This window comes from Thauera propionica, assembly GCF_002245655.1.
Lineage (GTDB): Bacteria > Pseudomonadota > Gammaproteobacteria > Burkholderiales > Rhodocyclaceae > Thauera > Thauera propionica.
Genome location: NZ_NOIH01000010.1, coordinates 67,023 through 91,538, shown reverse-complemented (window position 1 = coordinate 91,538; position 24,516 = coordinate 67,023). Strand labels below are relative to the sequence as shown.

Annotated in this window: 23 protein-coding genes; 18 read left to right on the top strand and 5 right to left on the bottom strand. The window is 67.1% G+C overall.

Translation table 11 applies throughout. The features are described 5' to 3' along the window. Positions 1–179: 179 nt before the first annotated feature. The 4 genes from katG to CGK74_RS10175 all read left to right on the top strand — a co-directional run bounded on the left by katG (position 180) and on the right by CGK74_RS10175 (position 5,157). Positions 180–2,354, top strand: a complete 2,175-nt coding sequence (gene katG / locus CGK74_RS10195) for a catalase/peroxidase HPI (RefSeq protein WP_094268381.1) — start codon at positions 180–182, stop codon at positions 2,352–2,354. Positions 2,355–2,963: 609 nt separating this feature from the next. Next, entirely contained in the window at positions 2,964–3,836 is an 873-nt protein-coding gene (locus CGK74_RS10185; protein ID WP_094268379.1) for a bactofilin family protein, read from the top strand. Between the two features lie 14 nt (positions 3,837–3,850). After that, positions 3,851–4,582 carry a GNAT family N-acetyltransferase gene (locus tag CGK74_RS10180; RefSeq protein WP_094268455.1) on the top strand — a complete coding sequence of 244 codons (732 nt, stop codon included), beginning with the start codon at positions 3,851–3,853 and terminating at the stop codon, positions 4,580–4,582. Beyond that, complete coding sequence (locus tag CGK74_RS10175; protein ID WP_094268378.1) at positions 4,579–5,157, top strand: histidine phosphatase family protein; 579 nt, start codon at positions 4,579–4,581, stop codon at positions 5,155–5,157. The genes CGK74_RS10180 and CGK74_RS10175 overlap by 4 nt, the downstream gene beginning before the upstream one ends. Positions 5,158–5,247: 90 nt before the next feature. On the opposite strand, the gene CGK74_RS10170 is transcribed toward CGK74_RS10175, so the two are convergent. From CGK74_RS10170 to pedF, 3 genes are read right to left on the bottom strand one after another with little or no spacing between them, the layout of a single operon-like run. Continuing rightward, entirely contained in the window at positions 5,248–6,141 is an 894-nt protein-coding gene (locus CGK74_RS10170; protein ID WP_094268377.1) for a transporter, read from the bottom strand. 54 nt (positions 6,142–6,195) lie between these two features. After that, complete coding sequence (locus tag CGK74_RS10165; protein WP_094268376.1) at positions 6,196–7,053, bottom strand: substrate-binding periplasmic protein; 858 nt, start codon at positions 7,051–7,053, stop codon at positions 6,196–6,198. Further along, positions 7,043–7,480 carry a cytochrome c-550 PedF gene (gene pedF / locus CGK74_RS10160; RefSeq protein WP_094268375.1) on the bottom strand — a complete coding sequence of 146 codons (438 nt, stop codon included), beginning with the start codon at positions 7,478–7,480 and terminating at the stop codon, positions 7,043–7,045. Before pedF ends, CGK74_RS10165 begins: the two co-directional genes overlap by 11 nt. A gap of 500 nt (positions 7,481–7,980) precedes the next feature. Between pedF and adh the strand changes: the two genes are divergently transcribed. The 12 genes from adh (at position 7,981) to CGK74_RS10095 (ending at position 18,785) form a co-directional block, all read left to right on the top strand. Next, positions 7,981–9,501, top strand: a complete 1,521-nt coding sequence (gene adh / locus CGK74_RS10150) for an aldehyde dehydrogenase (RefSeq protein ID WP_094268373.1) — start codon at positions 7,981–7,983, stop codon at positions 9,499–9,501. An 89-nt stretch (positions 9,502–9,590) separates the two neighbouring features. Continuing rightward, entirely contained in the window at positions 9,591–9,971 is a 381-nt protein-coding gene (locus tag CGK74_RS10145; RefSeq protein ID WP_094268372.1) for a DUF779 domain-containing protein, read from the top strand. Between the two features lie 240 nt (positions 9,972–10,211). After that, the gene (locus CGK74_RS10140; protein ID WP_094268454.1) at positions 10,212–12,230 is read left to right on the top strand and encodes a sigma-54-dependent Fis family transcriptional regulator; all 2,019 of its coding nucleotides are present in this window, start codon (positions 10,212–10,214) and stop codon (positions 12,228–12,230) included. A 163-nt stretch (positions 12,231–12,393) separates the two neighbouring features. After that, on the top strand, positions 12,394–12,873 hold the full coding sequence (locus CGK74_RS10135) for a 4Fe-4S dicluster domain-containing protein (protein ID WP_004300497.1): 480 nt from the start codon (positions 12,394–12,396) through the stop codon (positions 12,871–12,873). Between the two features lie 12 nt (positions 12,874–12,885). Then, a complete protein-coding gene (locus CGK74_RS10130; protein WP_094268371.1) occupies positions 12,886–14,733 on the top strand; it encodes an aldehyde ferredoxin oxidoreductase family protein in 1,848 nt (615 codons plus the stop codon). Between the two features lie 59 nt (positions 14,734–14,792). Continuing rightward, entirely contained in the window at positions 14,793–16,085 is a 1,293-nt protein-coding gene (locus CGK74_RS10125; RefSeq protein WP_094268370.1) for an NAD(P)/FAD-dependent oxidoreductase, read from the top strand. 9 nt (positions 16,086–16,094) lie between these two features. Further along, positions 16,095–16,364, top strand: coding sequence for a sulfur carrier protein ThiS (thiS, locus tag CGK74_RS10120; protein ID WP_094268369.1), 270 nt, complete (start codon positions 16,095–16,097; stop codon positions 16,362–16,364). 3 nt (positions 16,365–16,367) lie between these two features. Beyond that, on the top strand, positions 16,368–16,676 hold the full coding sequence (locus tag CGK74_RS10115; RefSeq protein ID WP_094268368.1) for a hypothetical protein: 309 nt from the start codon (positions 16,368–16,370) through the stop codon (positions 16,674–16,676). A gap of 61 nt (positions 16,677–16,737) precedes the next feature. Continuing rightward, complete coding sequence (locus CGK74_RS10110; RefSeq protein ID WP_094268367.1) at positions 16,738–17,028, top strand: DUF1330 domain-containing protein; 291 nt, start codon at positions 16,738–16,740, stop codon at positions 17,026–17,028. A gap of 91 nt (positions 17,029–17,119) precedes the next feature. Further along, entirely contained in the window at positions 17,120–17,824 is a 705-nt protein-coding gene (locus CGK74_RS10105) for an ABC transporter permease (RefSeq protein ID WP_094268366.1), read from the top strand. A gap of 8 nt (positions 17,825–17,832) precedes the next feature. Next, positions 17,833–18,558: an ABC transporter ATP-binding protein gene (locus CGK74_RS10100; RefSeq protein ID WP_094268365.1), complete on the top strand. Its 726-nt coding sequence runs from the start codon at positions 17,833–17,835 to the stop codon at positions 18,556–18,558. After that, on the top strand, positions 18,555–18,785 hold the full coding sequence (locus CGK74_RS10095) for a hypothetical protein (protein WP_338056371.1): 231 nt from the start codon (positions 18,555–18,557) through the stop codon (positions 18,783–18,785). The genes CGK74_RS10100 and CGK74_RS10095 overlap by 4 nt, the downstream gene beginning before the upstream one ends. 16 nt (positions 18,786–18,801) lie before the next feature. Here CGK74_RS10095 and moaC read toward each other — a convergent pair whose 3' ends face one another. Next, positions 18,802–19,290 carry a cyclic pyranopterin monophosphate synthase MoaC gene (gene moaC, locus CGK74_RS10090; RefSeq protein WP_094268363.1) on the bottom strand — a complete coding sequence of 163 codons (489 nt, stop codon included), beginning with the start codon at positions 19,288–19,290 and terminating at the stop codon, positions 18,802–18,804. A gap of 112 nt (positions 19,291–19,402) precedes the next feature. Here moaC and CGK74_RS10085 point away from each other — a divergent pair, with 112 nt between their 5' ends. Both CGK74_RS10085 and CGK74_RS10080 read left to right on the top strand, forming a co-directional pair. Beyond that, positions 19,403–20,836, top strand: a complete 1,434-nt coding sequence (locus tag CGK74_RS10085) for a M48 family metalloprotease (RefSeq protein ID WP_094268362.1) — start codon at positions 19,403–19,405, stop codon at positions 20,834–20,836. Positions 20,837–20,938: 102 nt separating this feature from the next. Beyond that, positions 20,939–21,169, top strand: a complete 231-nt coding sequence (locus tag CGK74_RS10080) for a sulfurtransferase TusA family protein (protein WP_094268361.1) — start codon at positions 20,939–20,941, stop codon at positions 21,167–21,169. Between the two features lie 227 nt (positions 21,170–21,396). Here CGK74_RS10080 and CGK74_RS10075 read toward each other — a convergent pair whose 3' ends face one another. Continuing rightward, positions 21,397–24,381, bottom strand: a complete 2,985-nt coding sequence (locus tag CGK74_RS10075) for a valine--tRNA ligase (RefSeq protein ID WP_094268360.1) — start codon at positions 24,379–24,381, stop codon at positions 21,397–21,399. Between the last annotated feature and the right edge of the window lie 135 nt (positions 24,382–24,516).

Below are 24,516 nucleotides of genomic sequence, written 5' to 3'. Positions count from 1 at the left end.
TCAATACTCCTCATTGCTGTGGCGACCATGGCGCTTTGCTACATTGAGGTCGTGGGCAGCAGATGACGAAGACGAAGGAATGCGTGCGAACGGGAACGATCGCGCCTGGCCCGGAGCCCAATCGGGGCGATCGTGTTATTCGCGGACTTCAGCCAACGACGTGACGACAGGAGAACGAAATGAGTGAGAACAGCATGAACGCGACGGGCAAGTGCCCGGTGATCCACGGCGGCAATACCGCTGCGGCCAATTCGGTCATGGCATGGTGGCCGAAGGCGCTTAACCTCGACATCCTCCACCAGCACGATACCAAGACCAACCCGCTGGGGCCGGACTTCAATTACCGCGAGGAACTGAAGAAGCTCGACGTCGATGCGCTGAAGAACGACCTCAAGGCCCTGATGACGGACAGCCAGGCGTGGTGGCCGGCCGACTGGGGCCACTACGGCGGTCTGATGATCCGCATGGCGTGGCATGCCGCGGGGACCTATCGCGTCGCGGACGGTCGTGGTGGTGGCGGCACAGGTAACCAGCGTTTCGCACCGCTCAACTCCTGGCCGGACAACGGCAACCTCGACAAGGCCCGCCGCCTGCTGTGGCCGATCAAGAGGAAGTACGGCAACAAGGTCAGCTGGGCCGACCTCATCATCCTCGCCGGCAACATCGCCTACGAGTCGATGGGCTTCAAGACCTTCGGCTTCGCGTTCGGTCGCGAGGACATCTGGCATCCCGAGAAGGACATCTACTGGGGCTCGGAGAAGGAATGGCTCGCCCCCAGCGGTAGCGAGGGCTCGCGCTACTCCGGTCAGCGCGACCTCGAGAACCCGCTCGCCGCGGTGATGATGGGCCTGATCTACGTGAACCCCGAAGGCGTCGATGGCAAGCCCGACCCGTTCAAGACCGCCCAGGACATGCGCGTGACCTTCGCCCGCATGGCGATGAACGACGAGGAAACCGTGGCGCTCACCGCTGGCGGCCATACCGTCGGCAAGGCGCACGGCAATGGCAGCGCGGCCAATCTCGGCCCGGCACCGGAAGGCGCCGACCTCGAAGAGCAGGGCTTCGGCTGGATGAACCACACGACCCGCGGCATCGGCCGCAACACGGTGACCAGCGGCATCGAGGGCGCGTGGACCACGCATCCGACCAAGTGGGACAACGGCTACTTCGACATGCTGTTCAAGCACGACTGGTGGCTGCAGAAGTCGCCGGCGGGCGCCTGGCAGTGGGAGCCGGTCAACATCGCCGAAGAGGACATGCCGGTGGATGTCGAGGACCCCTCGATCCGCTGCAAGCCGATGATGACCGATGCCGACATGGCGCTGAAATTCGACCCCGAGTACCGCAAGATCGCCGAGCGTTTCCGCAACGACCAGGCCTACTTCGAGGAAGTCTTCGCCCGTGCATGGTTCAAGCTGACCCACCGCGACATGGGCCCGAAGGCGCGCTACATCGGCCCCGACGTGCCTTCCGAGGATCTGATCTGGCAGGATCCGGTGCCGGCCGGCCGCCACGACTACGACGTCGCCGCAGTCAAGGCGAGGATCGCCGCCGCGGGGTTCTCGGTGAGCGAGATGGTCGCCACCGCCTGGGACAGCGCCCGCACCTTCCGCGGCTCGGACTATCGCGGCGGCGCCAACGGTGCGCGCATCCGCCTTGCGCCGCAGAAAGACTGGGAAGGCAACGAGCCGGCGCGCCTGGCCAAGGTGCTGGCGGCGTACGAGAAGATCGCCGCCGAGACCGGTGCCAGCGTGGCGGACGTGATCGTGCTGGGCGGCAACGTCGGCCTGGAGCAGGCGATCAGGGGCGCGGGCTTCAGCGTCGAGGTGCCGTTCGCCCCGGGTCGTGGTGATGCGACGCAGGCGCAGACCGACGTCGAGTCCTTCGAAGTGCTCGAGCCGCTGCATGACGGCTTCCGCAACTGGCAGAAGAAGGACTATGTGGTCCAACCCGAGGAGATGCTGCTCGACCGCGCCCAGTTGCTCGGCCTGACGGCCCCGGAGATGACGGTGCTGATCGGTGGCATGCGCGTGCTGGGCACCAATCACGGCGGCAGCCAGCATGGCGTCTTCACCGATCGCGTCGGCGCGCTGACGAACGACTTCTTCGTCAATCTCACCGACATGAGCTACAGCTGGAAGCCCACCGGGCGCAACAGCTACGCCATCGTCGATCGTAAGAGCGGCGCCACCCGATGGACCGCGACCCGCGTCGATCTGGTGTTCGGCTCCAACTCGATCCTGCGCGCCTACGCCGAGCTGTACGCCCAGGACGACAACAAGGAGAAGTTCGTGAAGGACTTCGTCGCCGCCTGGACGAAGGTCATGAACGCCGACCGTTTCGACCTGAAGTGATCGCGGCGAGCCTGCGCCGGTCGCTGCGGCCATCCGGGCCGCGCTGACCGGCGCACGGCGGGCGAAAGCCGACATGGGGCACCCTCGGGTGCCCCTTTTCATTCCGGGGCGCGCATCCGCTTCGGCCGCTGCGGGCGGACCGGGCGCGGACTATGGCGTATACTTTGGGCTGTTTGTCACTGCATTACTTTCCATTCGCCATGCCGCTTTTCGCTGCGAACCCGTTCTCGCACGCGCTCGACGCCGCGGGACCGCGCGTGGGCAGCCGGCTGAGCGCCGAATCGGCGCGCGACGCCCTCAGGCTGGCGCAGGCATTCAAGGTTACGGGGTCTCCGGCCGTGCTTTTCTCGGCCGTGCGGGGCCGGAACCGGGACTGATCCCAGGCCACCCCGCACGGCACCTTGCCAGGGCACATGTCGTTCGTGCCCTGATCAACGTGCAGCCAGTGCGGGAACCTGAAGCCTCCCCCGACAATTCAAGGCCTTGACCGGCCACTTCCCTGACTCATTCGGGGACGAGAACATTTTCAGGCGGAACGCTTTCCCAGCCCGGGCTGCAACCGAATCGCCGCGCACCGCGCGGTGGAGATCTGCACTTGGGTGATGTCTCATGGTTCTCACACGTAGTTTTGTCAGGGCAAAGCGTCCCTGCACCGACGGGTTCCGCTGGTTCGTGCGCCAGTTCGACGAAGGCGGGAATTATCAGGAACTGCTCGACACGATGGTGGCCGCTGGCCGCGTCGGCGATGCATGCTGGCTGCTCGAGCAGTTCGGGCCGACCGGCGAGGTCCGCGTGGTCGATGCGATCGAGGCCGATGCCCTCGTGTTCGCCGGCACGCTGCAGGTGCGCGGCAATGTCGACGTCGAGGGCAAGCTGCATGTCGGCGGCGGGCTGCAGGTTGACGGGGGCGTGCGCGTCGGCGGCGACCTGATCGTCGGCGGCGATCTCCGCGTCGAGGGCAATGTGCGCGGTGAAGGCCGTGTCGTCATCGACGGCGACCTGCGTGCCGGCTGGGGCGTGGAGTCGGCTGGCGACCTGCGCTGCGGTGGCGAGGCGCGCATCGGCTGGGATCTGCGTTGCGGCGGCCGCCTGCGGCTGGACGGCAACGCCTTCATCGGACTCGACCTGCACAGCGAAGGTGTGTTGCGTTGCGCCAAGGGGCTGCAGGTGGGGGGCGACATCCGCGCCGAGGCGAATGTCCGCGTCGCTCAGGGCATTGCTGCCGGCGGTTCGATCCACGGCGCCATGCATCTGGAGGCGGGCTGGGGCATCAAGGCAGGCGGGCTGATCAGCGCCGACGCTGCGATCCGCGCCGGCGAGAGCCTGCAGGCGGGCGAGGGCATCCGTGCGGGAAGCGGCTATGGCGTATTCGCCGGCCTCGACGTGCAGATCGAGTCGTGGGAAAGCAGTGCCCGTGTCAGCGCGCCGGAGAAGCCCGAAGGGCTGATGAGCGGCTGGTGGGCCGGCCCGGCGCCGTGCTGAGGGAGGGCATGCACATGAACGCACTGGTTCTTTCCCCGCGCGCATCGGGTGCCTTCCCGCAGCCGCCACCGCTGCGCAGGCTGCGCGATCTGCTGTTTCGCCGGCTTCCGGCGCCCGCCCGGGCTGCTCGCATGGAACTGCGCATCGACGTCCAGCACCCGGAGGAGAGCATCGAAACCGAGCTCGACACCCTCTACCGGCGCCTCCATACCGCCGCAGACCCCGTGAGCGCCTGCGCCACGCTGCCCATCCTCTTGCCCGGCCTGATCTTTCGCCACCGCGAGGCTGACGGCGAGCATTACATCTACGTCGAGGACCCCGCCGCAGGCCGCCTCGCCGGCTACACCGTCTTCAATCGGCTGATTGAAGTCGACCGCCGCACCGATCGCCACGTGCGGGCCCCCCACTCGAAGTACGCTCCTGCTTACCAGGGGCGCGGCATTGCCACCGCGGTCTATGAATGGGCGCTGGCACAAGGCATCTGCCTCGTCAGTGGCGCGCGCCAGTCGGTCGGCGCCCACGCCCTGTGGCGCGCATTGGGGCGCCGGCATCCGCTGCGCTACGTCGCCATCGTCGACAAACGCCTGCATGACCTTGGGACCGAGGTCGAGCCTCGCCTGCGGGAGGATCTGAACACGCGCATGATCCTGTTCGGCGCGCGCTGGAGCCTCGGTCGCGCGAAGGCAAGCAGCCTGCTGCGCGGATCGGAAAACTCCGCGAGTCTTGTCCTGTCTGAGGACGCATGAACGCGCTCGTCCTCACCTTCCTCTTCCTTGTCGGTCTCGTCGCATCCGCCCCCGCGCTGGCGGACGATACGCTGTGGGCCGCGCTGCGCGGGGGCGGGCATGTCGCGCTGATGCGTCATGCCACGGCCCCGGGGGTGGGCGATCCGGCCGGGTTCAAGGTGGAGGACTGCGCCACCCAGCGCAATCTTTCGGCCGCGGGGCGCGAGCAGGCGCGGCGCATCGGCGAGCGGTTTCGGGCGCGGGGCATCGCCGCCGCGCGTGTGTACTCCAGCCAGTGGTGCCGCTGCCTCGATACGGCGCGCATGCTGGGCCTGGGTGAGATCACGCCCTTCGCCGGGTTGAACTCTTTCTTCCGTGACGGGGGGCGCGAAGCCGCGCAGACAGCGGAAGTGCGCGCGCTGATCGCGCGCGAGCTGGCATCTGGCGTGCCCGCGCAGGGGCCGCTGGTGCTCGTCACGCATCAGGTCAACGTCACCGCGCTCAGCGGCATCTACCCGGCTTCGGGCGAGATCGTGGTGTTGCGCGCAAACGGCGATGTGCTGACGGTGGTTGGGCGGATGCGCGCGGACGACTGAAGGTCGGCCAGGCAGAAGGCCCTGCACGGGCTGTAGGCTTGCGGCCCGTGCAGAGTGGGGCGGACCGATGCATGATCCGCCGACGGGCGCTCAGAACACCTTCAGCAAGCGCAGATTGAGCCGGCTGTCTTCCTTGGCGCCGTTGTCCACCGAGATGTCGCGGCCGACGTTGGCGATCAGCTGCAGGCTGGGTTCGACGAACCATGCCGCGCCAATCGTGAACTTCGAGCGGTTCGTTTCATCGTCCTGCGACACGCCGCCCAGCTTCGTCTCGCCGCCCCAGTAGCGCGACACGCTGGCACGCAGGTCGAGCGCGTCGGATACGTGGTAGCGCAGCCAGGCCTGGGCTTGCCAGGTCGTGTCCTGCTCCAGCGTGTCGCCGGCGGCGTTGGCCCTCTTGTTGTCGCCGTGAATCGTGGCGTCCAGCACCAGGTCCATCGTCCATTTCGGGCTCAGGCGCTTGATGTAGCCGGCCTGCAGGATGTGGCTGTAGCGGTCGGCGCCGATGTTGAGGGCGTCGTTGCGGTCGTAGTCGCCGGTGGGTACCGACAGGAAATAGGTGAGGCCGAAGTAGTCGCCCGCCTTCGGATCGTTGTGCAGCCACAGCGTGGCGCCGAGCAGGGTGTCGCCGAAGCCGCTCGGGCTGTTGACGCCGGCATCGGCCAGCGCGCCCTTGGCGTCGATGCCGACGTAGGGGACGATGATCTGCGGGTCGATGACGTAGTCGCCGATGCGGGTGAAATAGACGTAGCGGAACAATGCCGCATCGGTGCTGAGCTTGCCCGGCCCCTTGCGGCCGTCGGCGTACAGGTGGTCGATGTCGGCGTGCTGGTAGTACACCAGCGCGAGTTGGGTGCCTTCGGGCAGCGCGGTGTAGTCGCCGGCATCGACGTCGAGGGCCGAGGCGGCGCCGGACGCGGCCAGCGCACAGCCGGCGAGGGCGGTGCGGGCGAGAGCGGTGCGCAGGTGCCTGGGTGGGTTCATCGTGTTGTCTCCTCTTGATGTTGTGGTTTTGCTGCGGGTGGAAAGTGCGTTGTGTCAGGGCGTGTTGAGGTTCAGGCCATGTTCGGCATACAGCCGGGCGAGCGCACCCGAGCGCTGCAACTCGGCGAGTGCGCGGGCCAGCGCATCGGCCAGCGGTCCGGCGTCGGCCTTCACCGCCATGCCGATCGGCCATTGGCTGGCGCGCATCTCGGGCAAGGTCAGGCGGTCGAGCGCGAAGGCGCCGTCGCCCCCCAGCGCGCCCTGCAGTTCGGTGTGCGTGCCCATCACGGCAGCGATCTCGCCGCGCCGCATCGCCTCGACGGCTTCGGCTGCGCTGCGGTAGTGCCGCACCTGCTCACGCAGGCGGCCGTTCAGCACGTGGAGCAGGAAGTCGCTGGCATGGGTATCCACTTCGGCGCCGATCGCTTCGCGGGTGAAGACCTCCAGCCCCACCGCGGCCGATCCCGCGACCGGTGGCACGCGTGCCGGGTTGCGGGCGATGGCCATGGTCTCGAGGTGGTAGGGGCCGAAGATCCGCACCTTGTCGTGCTGTGCGGCAAAGCGAGCATCGACGGGCACGTGCAGCATCACGTCGCCCGGGCGCGTGCCGAGGTAGTGGCCGCGCCACACCATGTTGCGCAGGTCGTCGCCCATATCCTCGCCGGGGGGAAACTCGACGAATTCGGCGCGCAGTCCGAGCTTTTCGGCCAGCGCCTTGCCGAGCGCGACATCCACGCCCTTGCCGCGCGCCGAGTAGGGCGGGAAGTCGGCATACAGGGCGATTCGAAGCGCCCCCGGTTGCTGCGTTTCGAAAGCGGTGTCGGCGGCCAGCGCACGGGCCGCGCCGGGCAGGGCGGCCTGGGCGAGTACGGCGCCGGCGGCCAGCAGGAGGCGGCGGCGCTCATTCTTCATGGACGGTCTCCAGCCAGGCGCGGATCGCCCACATCGCCTCCTGCGTCAGCGTGCCCTCGAACGGCGGCATGTAGACCGCGCCGTTGCGGGTCACGCCGTTGCGGATGCGCTGGATGAAGTACTCGTCGCCTTCGTCGCCGAGCGGCAGCATGCGCAGGTCGGGCGCGATGCCGCCGGAAACCCCGCCGAGGCCGTGGCAGCGGGCACAGTTCTGGTTGTAGGCCGAGTCGCCGATGCGGATGGCGTCGGCGTTCTGGCGGTAGGGGTTCTGTTCCAGCCAGTCACCGCCGATCTGCTTGAGCGCCGAGGTGTCGACCGCCTGCGGCGTGACGTCGCCGTGGGCATGGACGAGGGCGGCGCTGACCGACAGTGCGGCTGCGAGGGTTGCCGTTCGCAGGCTGTGGAGTCGCTTGTGGGATTGGGTCATGTCTTCCTCCGTTGTTGTACTGGATGATCTGGAGCAGCCGCGGGAGCGAAGTCTCGACCCCGCGACGGCCGGCCTGCCGCAGGGGTGCAATGGCTGTGCCACTCGGATGCCAACCTTGAGCGCAGGAACCGGGCGCCCGTGCCGCAAGGCCTGTGCTGGAGCGCTTTGCGGTGCGTCGGGAGATCGCCGATGGGTGATGTACGAGCGGCGGCAGAGACAGGCGCGCTGTGCTCCATGCGTTCCGTACGCCTCCGGAGCACCTGCTACCTCGGGGCGGGATGGAGCACCGTGGAGCAGCCGTATGACTGCTCCATCGACATCGGTCTTCTGGAGCAGGTGTTCAGGACTGACGTGCTCCAAATGCGGGCGAAACAGCAGAATAACCGTGAGAAAATTCTAAGTAATTGATATTTAAAGGTGAGTTTTTCCTGGCACGGCCCGTGCTGAATGTTGATTGTGGCGTTCGACGCCCGCTTACACATCACACGAGGAGACTGAGAATGCTGTACGCAATGCCCGGCCAGGCTGGTGCCAAGGTTCAATACAAGACCCGCTACGACAACTTCATCGGCGGCAAGTGGGTGGCCCCGGTCAAGGGCCAATATTTCGATGTCGTCACGCCGATCTCCGGCTGCAAGTACACCCAGGCGGCGCGCTCCACCGCCGAGGACATCGAGCTGGCGCTGGATGCCGCGCACGCCGCCTTCCCGACGTGGGGCAAGACCGACGCCACGACCCGCTCCAACATCCTGCTGAAGATCGCCGACCGCCTCGAAGCCAACCTCGAGCTGCTCGCCTACGCCGAGACCGTCGACAACGGCAAGCCGATCCGCGAGACGCTCAACGCCGACATTCCGCTCGCCGTCGACCACTTCCGCTATTTCGCCGGCTGCCTGCGTTCGCAGGAAGGCGGCATCTCGGAGATCGACGAGAACACCATGGCCTATCACATCCACGAGCCGCTGGGCGTGGTCGGCCAGATCATCCCGTGGAACTTCCCGATCCTGATGGCGGCGTGGAAACTGGCGCCGGCGCTGGGCGCGGGCAACTGCGTGGTGCTCAAGCCCGCCGAATCGACCCCGATCTCTATCCTGGTGCTGATGGAACTGATCGCGGACCTGCTGCCGCCGGGCGTGCTCAACATCGTCAACGGCTATGGCCGTGAGGCCGGCATGCCGCTCGCCACCAGCAAGCGCATCGCCAAGATTGCCTTCACCGGCTCGACCTCCACCGGCCGCGTCATCGCCCAGGCCGCTGCAAACAACCTGATCCCGGCCACGCTGGAGCTGGGTGGCAAGTCGCCCAACATCTTCTTCGCGGACGTGATGGACAAGGACGACGCCTTCCTCGACAAGGCGATCGAGGGCCTGGTGCTGTTCGCCTTCAACCAGGGCGAAGTGTGCACCTGCCCGAGCCGCGCGCTGATCCAGGAATCGATCTACGACCGCTTCATCGAGCGCGCAGTGACGCGCGTCGCCGCCATCAAGCAGGGCAGCCCGCTCGACACCGACACCATGATGGGCGCCCAGGCTTCCGCCGAGCAGATGAGCAAAATTCAGTCGTACCTGCAGCTGGGTAAGGAAGAGGGCGCGCAGGTGCTGATCGGCGGTGCCCGTGCACAGCTCGGCGGTGACCTTGCCGACGGTTATTACATCCAGCCGACGCTGTTCAAGGGCCACAACAAGATGCGCATCTTCCAGGAGGAGATCTTCGGGCCGGTGCTCGCAGTGACCACCTTCAAGGACGAGGCCGAGGCGCTCGAGATTGCCAACGACACCCTGTACGGGCTGGGCGCCGGCGTGTGGAGCCGCAACGGCAACGTCGCCTACCGCATGGGCCGTGCCATCCAGGCCGGTCGCGTGTGGACCAACTGCTACCACGCCTATCCGGCGCATGCGGCCTTCGGCGGCTACAAGGAGTCGGGTATCGGCCGCGAGACGCACAAGGTCATGCTCGACCACTACCAGCAGACCAAGAACCTGCTCGTGAGCTACAGCGAGAACAAGCTCGGCTTCTTCTGAGCGACCGTCCTCTCTCCCCATGCCCTGTCCGGGGCATCTCCTCGGGGGCGGGCAACCGCCCCCTTTTTTGCATTGCGGAGGACGAAGCCATGGTCGAACGCGTCATTGCCACGCCGGCGGCGCTGGAGCTGATCGCGCAGCTCAAGGCCGAGTATGGCCCCGAGCTGATGTTCCACCAGTCCGGCGGCTGTTGCGACAACAGCGCGGCGAACTGCTACCTGCCCACCGACCTCACGATCGGCCCCCACGACGTGCATCTGGGCGACATCGGCGGCGTGCCGTTCTACATCAGCGCATCGCAGTACGAATACTGGAAGCACACGCAACTGATCATCGACGTCGTCGACGGGCACGGTGGCACCTTCTCGCTGGAAGGCAACACCGGCAAGGCCTTTCACACCCGGTCTCGGCTGTTCGACGATGCGGAGATGGCGGACATCCTCAGCGAGGACCGCTTGCGGGGCCGCTGATCGTCTCTGTGTTGCCAGCTTGGAGCATATGGAGCACATGGAGCAATTCATGATTTGCTCCATGTGCTCCATGGCGCACGCAGGACGCAACCGTGCACTGCTGGCAAGGGTCTTGCATTACTCTCCTACAAAGAATCGGAAGCATCCACGTGACGCGATCCGGTCCGAACAATGTCCAAAGGACAGGTGGCAGTGCCGGCGATCACGCACGGTGCAGCGGCCGATGGTGGAGACAAGAGCATGGGTCAGACCCTCACGCGGGCTGCGCAGGCTGCCGCGCTGGAGTCCTTGCGGCGGCAATTCTTCGAACTCGGGCGGGTGCCGGAAGCGGGCCTGCCCGCCCCGGTGATGCGTTCGTGGCAGCGTTGCCGCAAGAGCGGACTCGACGAGTGCGACATGAGGCGGGTCGACAACGCGACGCGTAGCGAATTTGCGATGGCACGGGAACGCAACGGCCGCCTGCTGAGCCACGCGAGCGGCGTCATGGAGCATCTCTACGAGCAGATCCGTGCCTCCGGCAGCATGGTGGTGCTGGCCGACGCCCAAGGGATGATCCTGCACGCCATTGGCGATCCCGGCTTCGTTGACAGCGCCAGCCGTGTCGCCTTGCAGCCGGGGGCGGACTGGAGCGAGAAGCACCGTGGCACCAACGCCGTCGGCTCCGCCCTGATCGAACGCAGTCCGGTGGAGATCTTTGGCGGCGAGCACTATCTGCAGCGCAACAGCATCCTCACCTGCAGTGCGGCGCCGATCTTCGATCCCTGCGGGCAGATGCTGGGCGTGCTGGATATCTCCGGCGACCAGCGCGCCTACCAGCCGCATACGCTCGGGCTCGCTCGGGTCGGCGCGGGGCTGCTGGAGCGCAGGCTGTTCGAGGCCGACCACGCCCGTCACATCCTGATTGCGTTCCACGACCGGCCCGAAGGCGTGGGCGGCCTGCAGGAAGGCCTGCTTGCTGTGTCGGGCGAGGGCGAGATCATGGGCGCGGATCGTCTTGCGCGCGCCCTGCTGGGCATCGACGAACGCCCTTGCACCAGCCTCGGCGGCTTCGCCAATCTGTTCCGCACGGCACTGGGGACGATGCTCGATCGCGCGGCGCGTTCGCCCGAAGCCTTGCTCGAGCTCGAGTTGCGCAATGGTGCGGTGGTCTTCGCGCGCGCACGGGCAAGCATGGCGTTTCACCTGTCGCGTTCGGCGGTGTCGTCTCCGGCGCGTTCGACCGCGTCGCGGGCCACTGCGCGTGCCCGGACCACTGCCGTTGCGGCGGAGGGACGCATCACGCTCGAACACCTCGCTACCGGCGATGCCGCGCTGCAACTGGCGCTCGACCGCGCCGGCAAGGTCATCGGGCGCAACATCCCGCTGCTGATCCAGGGAGAATCGGGCGTGGGCAAGGAACTGCTGGCCCAGGCCTGCCACAACAGCGGGCCGCGCGCGAGCGGCCCTTTCGTCGCGCTGAACTGCGCGGCCATCCCGGAGAACCTGATCGAGTCCGAACTGTTCGGCTACGTCGGCGGCGCCTTCACCGGCGCGCGGCGCGAGGGGGCGGTCGGCCGTATCCAGCAGGCGCACGGCGGCACGCTGTTTCTCGACGAGATCGGCGACATGCCGTTGTCGATGCAGGCCCGGCTGCTGCGCGTGCTGCAGGAGCGGCGCGTGCTGCCGATAGGCGCCAGCGAGGCGGTGCCGGTGGATATCGCGCTGGTGTGCGCCACGCACCGGGTGCTGAGCGAGTCGGTCAAGGCGGGCAGCTTCCGCGAGGACCTGTATTACCGCGTCAATGGCCTGACGGTCTATCTGCCGCCACTGCGCGAGCGCAGTGACATCCGAATCATCGTCGAGCGCCTCATCGACGAAGACCTGGATGGCCGCGCGCCGGGCAGCGTCACGGTGAGCGATGAAGTCATGCGTTTCTTCGAGCGCTACGCCTGGCCCGGCAACATCCGCCAGTTGCAGAACGTGCTGCGGGTAGCGCTGGCCTTGCTCGACGACGACGAGGACGTGATCCAGCCGCGCCATCTGCCGGAGGAGATCTTCAGCGCCGAGGCGACCACGGCGGAGGGCTTGCCCGCGCCCGCGCGTCTGACGCCGCCGGTCGGATGCACCCCGCCGAAGACACGTGGCCAGCGGCTGAAGGACGTGCAGGAGGACACGATCCTGCGGGTGCTGGCCGAGTACGACGGCAACGTGTCCGCGGCCGCCCGGGCGCTGGGCATTGCGCGCAACACGCTGTACCGCAAGCTCGGCCGCGACTTCTGATTCCTTTGACTCGTAAAGGGGTATTCCCGTGTTGACCTTTGAAAGATGGAACATATGCTCTGAGTTTCATAGGTGGGCCGGATGCTCGACCCGCCTGTGTGCGGCGGATTCCGCCGCATGCATAGAGCGGCTGCAAGACCAATAATCAGTGAGGAGACGATCGATGTGGAAAGCACTGCACATTGATCCCGCGAAGTGCACCGGCTGTCTGCAATGCGAGATGGCCTGTTCCTACGAGCACACCGGGGTCATCAATCCGAGCAAGTCGCGCATCAAGGTGTTCAACTTCGAACACGAGGGCCGCAAGGTGCCCTACACCTGTACGCAATGCACCGAAGCCTGGTGCCTGAATTCCTGTCCTGTCGACGCGATCCGCATCGACCTGAGCACCGGCGCCAAGATGGTGTTCGAGGACACCTGTGTCGGCTGCAAGGTGTGCACGATCGCCTGTCCGTTCGGCACCATCAATTACAACCAGGACTCCGGCAAGGTGCAGAAGTGCGACCTGTGCGAGGGCAACCCCGCCTGCGCCAGCGCCTGTCCGACCGGCGCCATCACCTATGTGGATGCCGACTGGACCGGCATCGACAAGATGCGCGCCTGGGCCGCCAAGGCCAACACCCCGGCTTCGGCCGCAGCCTGAGGAGGACGGATCATGGGTTGGAATCGAAAACTCCTGCGGGTGAACCTCACGGCCGGCACCTGCTCGGTGGAGCCGCTCAACATGCAGTGGGCCGACGAGTACCTCGGCTCGCGCGGCCTGGCCACCAAGTATCTGGTGTCCGAGATCGACCCCAAGGTCGATCCGCTGTCGCCCGACAACAAGATGATCATGGCCACCGGGCCGCTCACCGGCACCATGGCCTCGACCGGAGGCCGCTACACCGTCGTCACCAAGGGGCCACTGACGGGCGCCATCGCCTGTTCGAACTCGGGCGGTTTCTTCGGCGCCGAGATGAAGTTCGCCGGCTGGGACATGGTGATCTTCGAGGGCAAATCGGCGAAACCGGTGTGGCTCTACATCGAGAACGACAAGGCCGAACTGCGCGACGCCGCCGGGTTGTGGGGCAAGAGTTGCTGGGAGACCGAGGAGCAGATCAAGGACGAACTGCAGGACCCGCTCGTGCGCATCTCGTCGATCGGCAAGGCGGGCGAGAACCAGGTGCTGTATGCCTGCGTGGTCAATGACCTGCATCGCGCGGCCGGCCGTTCCGGCGTTGGCGCGGTGATGGGCTCGAAGAACCTCAAGGCGGTGGCCATCCGTGGCACCAAGGGCGTGTCGGGCATCAAGGATTTCGGCGCCTTCCTGAAGGCGACCAACGACGCCAAGAAGGTGCTCGCCGACAACGCGGTCACCGGCCAGGGTCTGCCCAAGTACGGCACCCAGGTGCTGATGAACGTGATCAACGAGATTGGCGCGCTGCCGACCCGCAACCACCGCGACGTGCAGTTCGAGGATGCGTCCAAGATCTCCGCCGAGGCAATGCACGAGAAGCGCGAGTCCGATGGCAAGACCCACCTGGTCACAAACGCCGCCTGCTTCGGCTGCACCATCGCCTGCGGGCGCATCTCGGAAATCGACAAGGGGCACTTCACCGTCAAGAACAGCCCGAAGTACTGGGGCGCCTCCGGCGGCCTGGAGTATGAGGCCGCTTGGGCGCTGGGTGCGGCCAACGGTGTCGGCGACCTCGAGGCGCTGCAGTACGCCAACCTGATCTGCAACGAGCAGGGCATGGACCCGATCTCCTTCGGCGCCACGGTCGGCGCGGCGATGGAGTTGTACGAGCTGGGCATCCTCAACGACGACATCATCGGGATGGCGGCGCCCTTCGGTTCGGCCGAGGCGCTGGCGAAGATGGTCGAGATGACCGCGGTGGGCGAGGGTTTCGGCAAGGAGCTCGGCATGGGCAGCAAGCGCCTGTGCGAGAAGTACGGCCGTCCCGAGCTGTCGATGAGCGTGAAGGGCCAGGAGTTCCCTGCCTACGATTCGCGCGGCATTCAGGGCATGGGCCTGGCCTACGCCACCTCCAACCGTGGCGCCTGCCACCTGCGCGGCTATACGGTGGCGTCCGAAGTGCTCGGCATTCCGGTCAAGACCGACCCGCTGGCCACCGACGGCAAGCCCGAGCTGGTCAAGGCCTTCCAGGACGCCACCGCGGTGTTCGACTCGGCCGGCATCTGCGTCTTCACCAGCTTCGCATGGACCCTGGCCGACGTGCAGCCGCAGGTGGCCGCCGCCTGCGAGGGCGACTGGAGCATGGAGAAGTTGAACGAGGTGGGTGAGCGCATCTGGAACATGGAGCGCATGTTCAACAACGCCGCCGGCTTCACCGCCAAGGACGACAACCTGCCGCCGCGTCTGACGCAGGAACCGGCCAAGACCGGTCCGGCCAAGGGCATGGTCAACGGCCTGGCGAAGATGCTGCCCGAGTATTACCAGGTGCGCGGCTGGACGCCCGAAGGCCAGCCGACGGCCGAGACGCGGGCCCGTCTGGGACTGTAACGGTGCAAGCCTGAGCGGGCGCCCTTCGGGGCGCCCGCCTTTCGTTCGAGGATGCTCCAATGAAACACCTTATTCTCGGCAACGGCCCGGCAGGCGTCGTTGCTGCCGAAACGCTGCGCAAGGCCGCGCCGCACGACGAGATCGTCATGGTTGGCCATGAGGACGCGCCACCGTATTCGCGCATGGCGATCCCCTACCTGCTCGAAGGCAACATCGACGAATCGGGCACGTATCTGCGCAAGGGCGCCGACCATTTCGAACGCCTGCGCGTCCGCCAGATGCGTGGCCGCGCGGTGGCGCTCAACACCGAAAAGTGCACCGTGCTGTTCGACGACGGCCATTTCGAAAGCTATGACCGCCTGCTGATCGCCACTGGCTCGCATCCGGTGCGCCCGCCGATCCCCGGCGTGGACCTGCCCGAGGTGCAGACCTGCTGGACGCTGGCCGACGCACGCGCGATCGCCGCCCATGCCAGGCCGGGCGCGCGCGTGTTGCAGCTCGGTGCGGGTTTCATCGGCTGCATCATCATGGAGGCGCTGGCCAAACGCGGCGTGCAGCTCACCGTGGTGGAAATGGGCGACCGCATGGTGCCGCGCATGATGACGCCCAAGGCCGGCGGCATGATCAAGCGCTGGGTCGAGGAGAAGGGCATCCGGGTCGTCACCTCCGCGGGCGTGCAGCGTATCGACCGCGGCAGCGAAGTGGGTGCCGACGCACCGCTGGCGGTGACCCTGTCCACCGGCGATCGTCTGGACTGCGACCTGGTCATCGTCGCCGCGGGTGTCGCGCCCAATGTCGGCTTCCTGGAGGAAACCCCGGTGCATGTCGCCAAGGGCGTGCTTGTCGACGACCGCATGGAGACGAGCGTGTCCGGCATCTTCGCCGCCGGTGATGTGGCCGAGGCGCCGGATCTCTTCACCGGCGCGCACCTCGTCGCCGCGATCCAGCCCAACGCCGCCGACCAGGCGCGCATCGCGGCGATGAACATGGCGCGCGGCGCCATCGCCAGGGACACGAAGCTCAATGGTGTGCTGGCGATCAACGTGCTCGACACGCTGGGCCTGATCTCCTCGTCCTTCGGCCAGTGGTGGGGCGAGAAGCCGGACGCCGGTGGCAGCGGTGTCGAGCTGGTCGACGAGGCGCGCTACCGCTACCTCAGCCTGCAGTTCAAGGACGACGTGCTGATCGGCGCCACCTCCATCGGCCTGACCCAGCACGTCGGCGCGCTGCGCGGCCTGATCCACGGCCAGGTCAGGCTTGGCGACTGGAAGGACCGTTTGCTCGCCAACCCGCTGTCCTTCGTCGATGCCTACGTTGCCCGCAGCCAGCAACCGATGGCGCTGGCGCGCTGAGGGCGGCGCATGGAGACCCGTGTGACGATCCGCATCGCCTTCAAGCTCTTTGCCTCGCTGTCGGACTACCTGCCCGACGGCCACCGCGGCAACCGGCTGGAACTGGACGTGGACGAGGGCACGACCGTGGCGGAAATGATTCACCGCTACCGCGTGCCCGAGCGCAGCGCCCACCTGGTGCTGGTCAACGGCCATTTCGTGCCGCCGGCCGAGCGCGCCAGGCGCCGCTTGCAGGACGGCGACGAGCTCGCCATCTGGCCGCCGATCGCCGGCGGCTGAGGCGTGGCCTTCATCAATGGCCCGGTGCCCGAGTCCTTCGAGCGCCGGGTCACCGCCACCGCGCGTGAATTCGAGCGCGACCTGCGCCAGGCCTGGCCCGCGGTGCAGGGCAGCGCGGAAGCTCGGCGCCTGAGCCTGCAGGAGGGGGCGCAAATGCTCGTCATCGAACTGGAGCCGGCCGGCGTGCGTCGCCTGGGGCTGTTCGAGTTGCCGCAGTTGATCGTACGCTACCGCTTCGGGCCCGGTGAAGAAGCCGTGCGCCGCGTGCTGCTGGCGCGTCTCGACCGGGCGATGCAGAAGGGTGGGGGGTGAGCGGCGAGGTCGCGATCGCCACTCGATCGTTCGGTTCGGATGCGGCAATGGAGGCGCACGGGTGAGCAAGGGATACGTAGTCGGTCATATCACGGTGAAGGATGCGGACAAGTGGGCCGAGTACCGTAGCCGGGTACCCGAAACCCTCGCCCCGTGGGGGGCGGAACTCGTCTTTCGTGGCCATCAGGTGGCGGCGTTCGCGGGCGAGAGCCCGCATGCGGACGTGGTTGTCATCGGCTTCCCGAGTGTCGCGGCAGCGCACGGATGGTTCGCTTCGCCCGCCTATCAGGCGCTGATTCCGCTGCGCGAGCAGGCGGCCGAGGTGGTGCTGCTGAATTACGAGTCCGTGTAGCAGCAGCGGGGGCGGGCCCAGGGGCCGGCCCCCGCCGGACAGGGCATCCGCCGTTCCGGTGCTGCCGGCCTTTCGGGTATGCTCCCCGCCGATGTCCGCCTTCGCCGCCACCTTCTCCGACGCCTTTTCGCTGCTCGCCACCTTCGACCACACCGTGGCCGAGATCGTGGTGCTGTCGCTGCAGGTCAGTGGTGGCGCGGTGTTGCTGGGTACGCTGATCGGGCTGCCACTCGGCGCCTGCATCGCGGTGGGGCGCTTCCCGGGCAAGAGCACGATGTCGGTGCTGGTCAACGGACTGATGGGCCTGCCTTCGGTGGTGGTGGGGGTGGTGGTGTACCTGCTGCTGTCGCGCTCGGGGCCGTTCGGTGGCTTCGGCCTACTGTACACGCCGCTGGCGATGGTCATCGCGCAGACCCTGCTGGTGATTCCGCTGATGACGGCGATCACGCGCCAGGTGGTGGAGGACGTGTGGCAGCGCTACGCAGAAGAACTGCAGTTGATGCGCTTTTCGTGGTGGGACAGCGTCACCACGCTGCTCTACGACTGTCGCCACTCCTTGCTGGTGGCGGTGCTGGCGGGCCTGGGGCGCGCGATGAGCGAGGTGGGGGCGGTGATGATCGTCGGCGGCAACATCGACCGGGCGACGCGCGTGATGACCACCGCGATCGCGCTCGAGACCAGCAAGGGCGACCTTGCGCTGGCGATCGCGCTCGGCGCGGTGCTCATCGTCATCATCCTCGCGCTCAACGCGCTGGCCTTCATGCTGCGCCACTGGGCGATGCGGCGCTACGGCTGAGACGGACGATGGCGATCTTTCCCCTTCGTGTCCGCGACCTGCGCTACCAGCCCAACGGCCGCGAGGTGCTGGCCGGCATCGACCTGGAACTGGGCGACGAAGGCATCACCCTGGTGCTGGGCCCCAACGGGGCGGGCAAGAGCGTGCTGCTGCGGGTGATCTGCGGCCTGATCGAACCAGGCGCCGGCAGCATGGCCTGGGGCGACGAGGGCGCGCGCCGGCCGGAGCAGGGCGTGATGATGGTGTTCCAGCGGCCGATGATGCTGCGTGCCTCTGTACTGCAGAACGTGGCGCTGGGGCTGAAACCCCTTGGGCTGTCCGCCGCCGAACGCCGCCGGCAGGGGCTGGCGATGCTCGAGCGTGTCGGCCTGGCCGACCGTGCCGAGGACAGCGCCCGCCAACTCTCCGGCGGCGAGCAGCAACGCCTCGCGCTGGCGCGCGCGTGGCTGACGAAGCCGCGCCTGCTGCTGCTCGACGAGCCCACCGCCAGCCTCGACCCCTCGGCCAGCGGCGAGGTCGAACGCATCATCCGCGAGATCCGTACCGACGGCACCCGCATCCTCATGGTCACCCACAACCTCGGCCAGGCCACCCGCCTGGGCGACGACATCGTGTTCATGTCCGGCGGACGCGTGCGCGAGCATACGCCGGTACAGCGCTTTTTCGCCCGGCCGCAGTCCGACGAGGCGCGGTTGTTCATCCAGGGCGAGTTGCCATGGCGGATGAGACTGTGAACCGCCGTCCTGTGCCGCTGACTGCGCGCGTGCTCTTCATGCTGGCCGGGCTGTGCCTGCTGCCTGCGGTGGCGTGCTTCGCTGGAGAAGGGGCACGCCTGCATCCGGCGCTCGCCGACCCCATGGCGGGGCTCGCCTTTCTGGTGTCGGCGATCGCCCTGGCGGGGTCGGGTGCGTTTCCGCTCGTGATGTCGCGCCTGGCGCAGCGCGACGAGGATGCAGCCTGAGCCTGCGCCGGGTGCTTCAGGCCCGCCAGTGCCCCGACTTGCCGCCGAGCTTTTCCAGCAACTGGATGCCGTCCATGCGCATGCCGCGATCGACCGCCTTGCACATGTCGTAGATCGTGAGCAGGCCGACATTCACCGCGGTCAGCGCCTCCATCTCGACCCCGGTGCGGCCGACGGTTTCGGCGGTGACGGTGCAGCGTACCGCGTGCTCGGCGTCGTCGAGTTCGAACTCGACCGCCACGCGGGTGAGCGGGATGGGGTGGCACAGCGGGATCAGCTCGCTGGTTCGCTTGGATGCCTGGATGGCGGCGATGCGGGCGATGCCGAGCACGTCGCCCTTCTTCGCCGTGCCCGAGCGGACCATGGCGAAGGTGTCGGGCAGCATCAGGATGCGGCCGGTGGCGACGGCGACGCGGCGCGTTTCGGACTTGCCGCCGACATCGACCATGTGGGCCTGGCCATCGGCATCGAAATGGGTCAGCGGATTGGGGGAGGGTGCGGTCATGGTGCTTCGGAATTCGCTCGCAGGCGCTGGGGGAGGGCGCTTCCCGGCGCCCGCTACAGGCGGATACATGCGCGCGGGAACGCTTTGGAAACGGCGGGTATCATAGCACCCGATGATGCGCCGACCTCTTGCCCTGCTGCTCAGCCTCGCGCTGGCCTTTCCCGTCAACGCCTACGATCTGCCCGACCTGGGCGACGTGGCGGCATCCGAGCTTTCGCCGGCGGCCGAGCGCCGCATCGGCGAGCAGATCATCAGCCAGATCCGCTGGCGCGATGCCGCCTACCTGGATGATCCGGAGGTGGAGGAGTACATCAACCGCATCGGCCACAAGCTCGCGGCGGTGAGCAGCAATCCGGGCCTGGATTTCGATTTCTTCGTCGTCAATGATCCGACGCTCAACGCCTTCGCGCTGCCCGGCGGTTTCATCGGCGTGCACACCGGCCTGCTGCTGGCGGCGGAGACCGAATCCGAGTTCGCTTCGGTGCTGGGGCATGAGATCGCGCACGTCACGCAGCGCCATATCGCGCAGATCGTCGGCAAGCAGAGCCAGTCGGCGATGCTGATGATGGCCTCGCTGCTGGTGGCGGTGCTGGCGGCGCGCAGCAATTCGGACGTGAGCCAGGCGGCGATCGCGGCGGGCCAGGCGGGGGCGATCCAGTCGCAACTGGGCTACACACGCGCCTTCGAGCGCGAGGCCGACCGCGCCGGGCTGGAGACGCTGGAGAACGCTGGCTTCGACGTGCGCGGCATGCCCGGCTTCTTCGAGCGCTTGCAGCGTGCGACACGCATGTACGAGAACAATGCGCCGGCCTATCTGCGCACCCACCCGTTGACCACGGAACGCATCGCCGACATGGAGAACCGTGCGGCGTCGATGCGTTACCGTCAGGTCGTTGATTCACCGGACTTCGGTTATGCGCGTGCCAAGTTGCGTGCCAACGCCGGCCAGGCGGCGGACGCGGTGAGGGACATGGAGAACCTTGTCGCGCAGGCGCCGGACGATCCGGCGGCCGGTTACGGGCTGGCGCGTGCGCTGTTCCGAGCCGGGCGGCTGGATGAGGCGGCAAAGCGCCTCGAGGCCGTGCGGGCGAAGGCGCCGCCCTCGCCCTGGTTGGACACGCTGGAGGCGGGCATCCGACTGGCGCGCAAGGACGGCGTCGGCGCCATCCGTACGCTCGAGGCTGCGGTACGCGATTTCCCGTCGAACCGCAGCCTGGTGTATTCCCTCGCCGACGCGCGCATCCTGGGCGGCCAGCCCGGTGCGGCAGTCGAGGGCGTGCGTCGTGCGCTCGACAACCGCCAGGGCGATCCGCGCCTGTGGGCCTTGCTGTCGCGGGGCTATGCGGCGCTGGGCAAGCGTACTGCGCAGCATCGTGCGCAGGCCGAAGTCTATCTGCTGCGCGGCAGCCTGCCGGCGGCGATCGAGCAGCTGGAGATCGCGCGCAAGGCGGGAGACGGGGATTTCTATGAATTGTCGGCGGTCGATGCGCGCATGCGCGAACTGAAGCAGCGCCTGCTGGAGGAACGCAGGGAGCGCGAGGGTTGATGCCCGGCGCGGGGCGTTTGCGGCGGGTGCGTCTTTCGGCTGTGGGGGGCATCCATTAGAATGCCGTCTTTTCCCAGATACCGATAACGGAGAGAGCAAGGGATGAATTTCGAGAAGGAAGTGGACGCGCGTGGCCTGAATTGCCCGCTGCCGATCCTGCGTGCGAAGAAGGCGCTGGCCGAGATGCAGGCGGGTCAGGTGCTGCGCGTCGTGGCGACCGATCCGGGTTCGGTGAAGGATTTCCAGGCGTTCGCCAAGCAGACCGGCAATGAATTGCTGAAGCAGGGCGAGACGGCGGACAAGGCGTTCGAGTTCTTCCTGAAGCGGAAATAAGAATTTCGCGCTTTCTGCGTTGGATGTGAAACGGGCTGCCACGTTAAGTCGGGCAGCCCGTTTCTTGTTTACGGCGATCTCGGGTTAATCGCAGGCGGCGGCCGGGGTATTCGTTCTGCAGTCTGCGGAACTCGCCCTGCGGGCTCAGACAGTCCTCGCCTGCGCCACGAATACCCCGGCCGCCGCCTGCTTGCCTCGGCGCACGCCGGAAGCAAGCAGGCGTTGCCTTATCCGCCCAGCTTCGCCAGCTGCGGCTTCAGCTTTTCGACCGTGGCCCTGAAGCCGGCCAGGCGGTCGCGTTCCTGCTGGACCACCGCGGCCGGTGCGCGGTCGACGAAGCTGGCATTGCCGAGCTTGCCTTCGGCCTTGGCGATTTCGCCTTCGAGGCGGGTGATCTCCTTGCCCAGGCGCTCGCGCTCGGCGGCGACGTCGATCTCCACCTTCAGCATCAGGCGGGTGTCGCCGGCGACCGCGACCGGGGCGAGTTCGTCGGCACCGATCTCGGCGACGACCTGCACGTCCGACAGCTTGGCCAGGCCGGCGAGGTAGGGTGCATACACGGCCAGCGCGGCCTTGTCGCCGGCGGCCACCAGCGGCAGGCGCTGCGCCGGGGAGATGTTCATCTCGCCGCGCAGGTTGCGGCAGGCGTAGATCATCGCCTTCAACTCGGCGACCTTGGCCTCGGCGGTCTCGTCGATGCGGCTCATGTCGGCTTGCGGGTAGCGCACGCACATGATGCTGTCGCCGTCCTTGCGGCCCGCGAGCGGGGCCACGGTCTGCCACAGCTCCTCGGTGATGAAGGGGAGCAGCGGGTGGGCGAGGCGCAGCACGGTCTCGAGCACGCGCAGCAGGGTGCGGCGGGTGGCGCGCTGCTGGGCGGGCGTGCCGGTCTGGATCTGTACCTTGGCGAGCTCCAGGTACCAGTCGCAGTATTCGTCCCACACGAACTCATACACGGTGCGCGCGACGAGGTCGAAGCGGTAGGCTTCGAACTGCTCGGCGACCTCGGCTTCGGTGCGCTGCAGGCGCGACACGATCCAGCGGTCGGCGAAGGAGAAATCGAGCACCTCGGTGGAGCAGGCGACGTTGTCGCCGATGCCGCAGTCCTGGCCTTCGCAGTTCATCAGCACGAAGCGGGTGGCGTTCCACAGCTTGTTGCAGAAGTTGCGGTAGCCCTCGCAGCGCGCGAGGTCGAACTTGATGTCGCGGCCCGGGCTGGCGAGGCTGGCGAAGGTGAAGCGCAGCGCGTCGGTGCCGAAGGCGGGGATGCCTTCGGGGAATTCCTTGCGCGTCTTCTTCTCGATGCTCTGCGCCTGCTTCGGGTTCATCAGGCCGAAGGTGCGCTTCTTGACCAGTTCGTCCAGCGAGATGCCGTCGATCAGGTCGATCGGGTCGAGCACGTTGCCCTTGGACTTGCTCATCTTCTGGCCTTCCGCGTCGCGGATCAGGCCGTGCACGTAGACGTGCTTGAACGGGATCTTGCCGGTGATGTGCTTGGTCATCATGACCATGCGCGCCACCCAGAAGAAGATGATGTCGAAGCCGGTGACGAGCACGGTCGAGGGCAGGTAGAGGTCGAGCGCGTCGTTGCTCTTCTCCGGCCACTCGGCGGTCCAGTCCAGCGTCGAGAACGGCCACAGCGCGGAGGAGTACCACGTGTCGAGCACGTCCTCTTCCTGCCGCAGCCTACCTTCTTCGTAGCGCGCGTGCAGCGTCGACAGGCGCTCTGCCAGTTCGGGATACTGCTCGGCGGTCTGGCCCTGGCTCTGGCGCGCGGCGACCTCGGCCTGCAGCGTACCGATTTCGGCTTCGAGCTCGGCCTTCCAGGCGGCGATGGCGGCTTCCTCGCAGGTGGCGACGTAGATGCGGCCTTCCTCGTCATACCAGGCCGGGATGCGGTGGCCCCACCACAGCTGGCGCGAGATGCACCAATCCTGGATGTTGTTGAGCCACTGGTTGTAGGTGTTGACCCAGTTCTCGGGGTAGAACTTGATTTCGCCCGAGGCGACGACGTCGAGCGCCTTCTGTGTGATGCTCTTGCCATCCGCGCCTGCCTTGGACATGGCGACGAACCACTGGTCGGTCAGCATCGGCTCGATGACGACACCGGTGCGGTCGCCACGCGGCACCTGCATCTTGTGTGCCTTGATCTCCAGCATCAGGCCGAGCGTCTCGAGTTCGGCGACGACCTGGTCGCGCGCCGGGAAGCGGTCGAGGCCGGCGACGCTGCCGGGCATCGGCACGCCTTCGAGGGCCTGGCCGTCTGTGGTGTAGCGCTCGGCCACGGTCGGCACGCTGCCGTCGAGCTTGAGCACCACGATCATGTCGAGCCTGTGGCGCTGGCCGACGGCGTAGTCGTTGAAGTCGTGCGCGGGCGTGACCTTGACGCAGCCGGTGCCGAACTCGCGGTCGACGTAGTCGTCGGCGATGATCGGGATGTGACGGCCGGTGAGCGGCAGGGCGACGGTCTTGCCGATCAGGTGGGCGTAGCGTTCGTCCTCGGGATGCACCATCACCGCGACGTCGCCGAGCAGGGTCTCGGGACGGGTGGTGGCGACGGTCAGGCCCTTCAGCTCACCGATGGGGCCTTCCGAGAAGGGGTAGAGGATGTGATAGAGCTTGCCGTCCTCTTCCTCGGACACCACTTCCAGGTCGGACACCGCAGTGCCGAGTTTGGGGTCCCAGTTCACCAGGCGCTTGCCGCGGTAGATCAGGCCCTCGTTGTAGAGGCGCACGAAGGTCTCGGTGACCGTCTTCGACAGGCCTTCGTCCATCGTGAAGCGTTCGCGCTTCCAGTCCGGGCTGGTGCCCAGGCGGCGCATCTGGCGGGTGATGGTGCCGCCGGAGTATTCCTTCCACTCCCATACCTTCTCGAGGAACTTCTCGCGGCCGAGGTCATGGCGCGAGATGCCCTGGGCATCGAGCTGGCGTTCGACGACGATCTGCGTGGCGATGCCGGCGTGGTCCGTGCCCGGCTGCCACAGCGTGTTGTCGCCGCGCATGCGGTGGTAGCGCGTGAGCGCATCCATGATCGTCTGGTTGAAGCCGTGCCCCATGTGCAGCGTGCCGGTGACGTTGGGCGGCGGCAGCAGGATGCAGAAGGCGTTGGGGTTCGACTTGTCGAGTCCGGCGTCGAAATAGCCGCGGGATTCCCATTCCGGGTACCAGCGACGTTCGATGTCGGTGGGCTCGAAGCTCTTGGCCAGTTCCATGGTGTTCTACGCGCTTGAAGGCAAAGCGCGGATTATAGCGGATGCGCCTGCCGGCCCCGGTGTGTGCGTGGCGCAGCTTCGCCCGCACGCGGCCGGGCAGGGGCGGGTGCCCTGGTTTGCGGCGGGGGAAGGGAG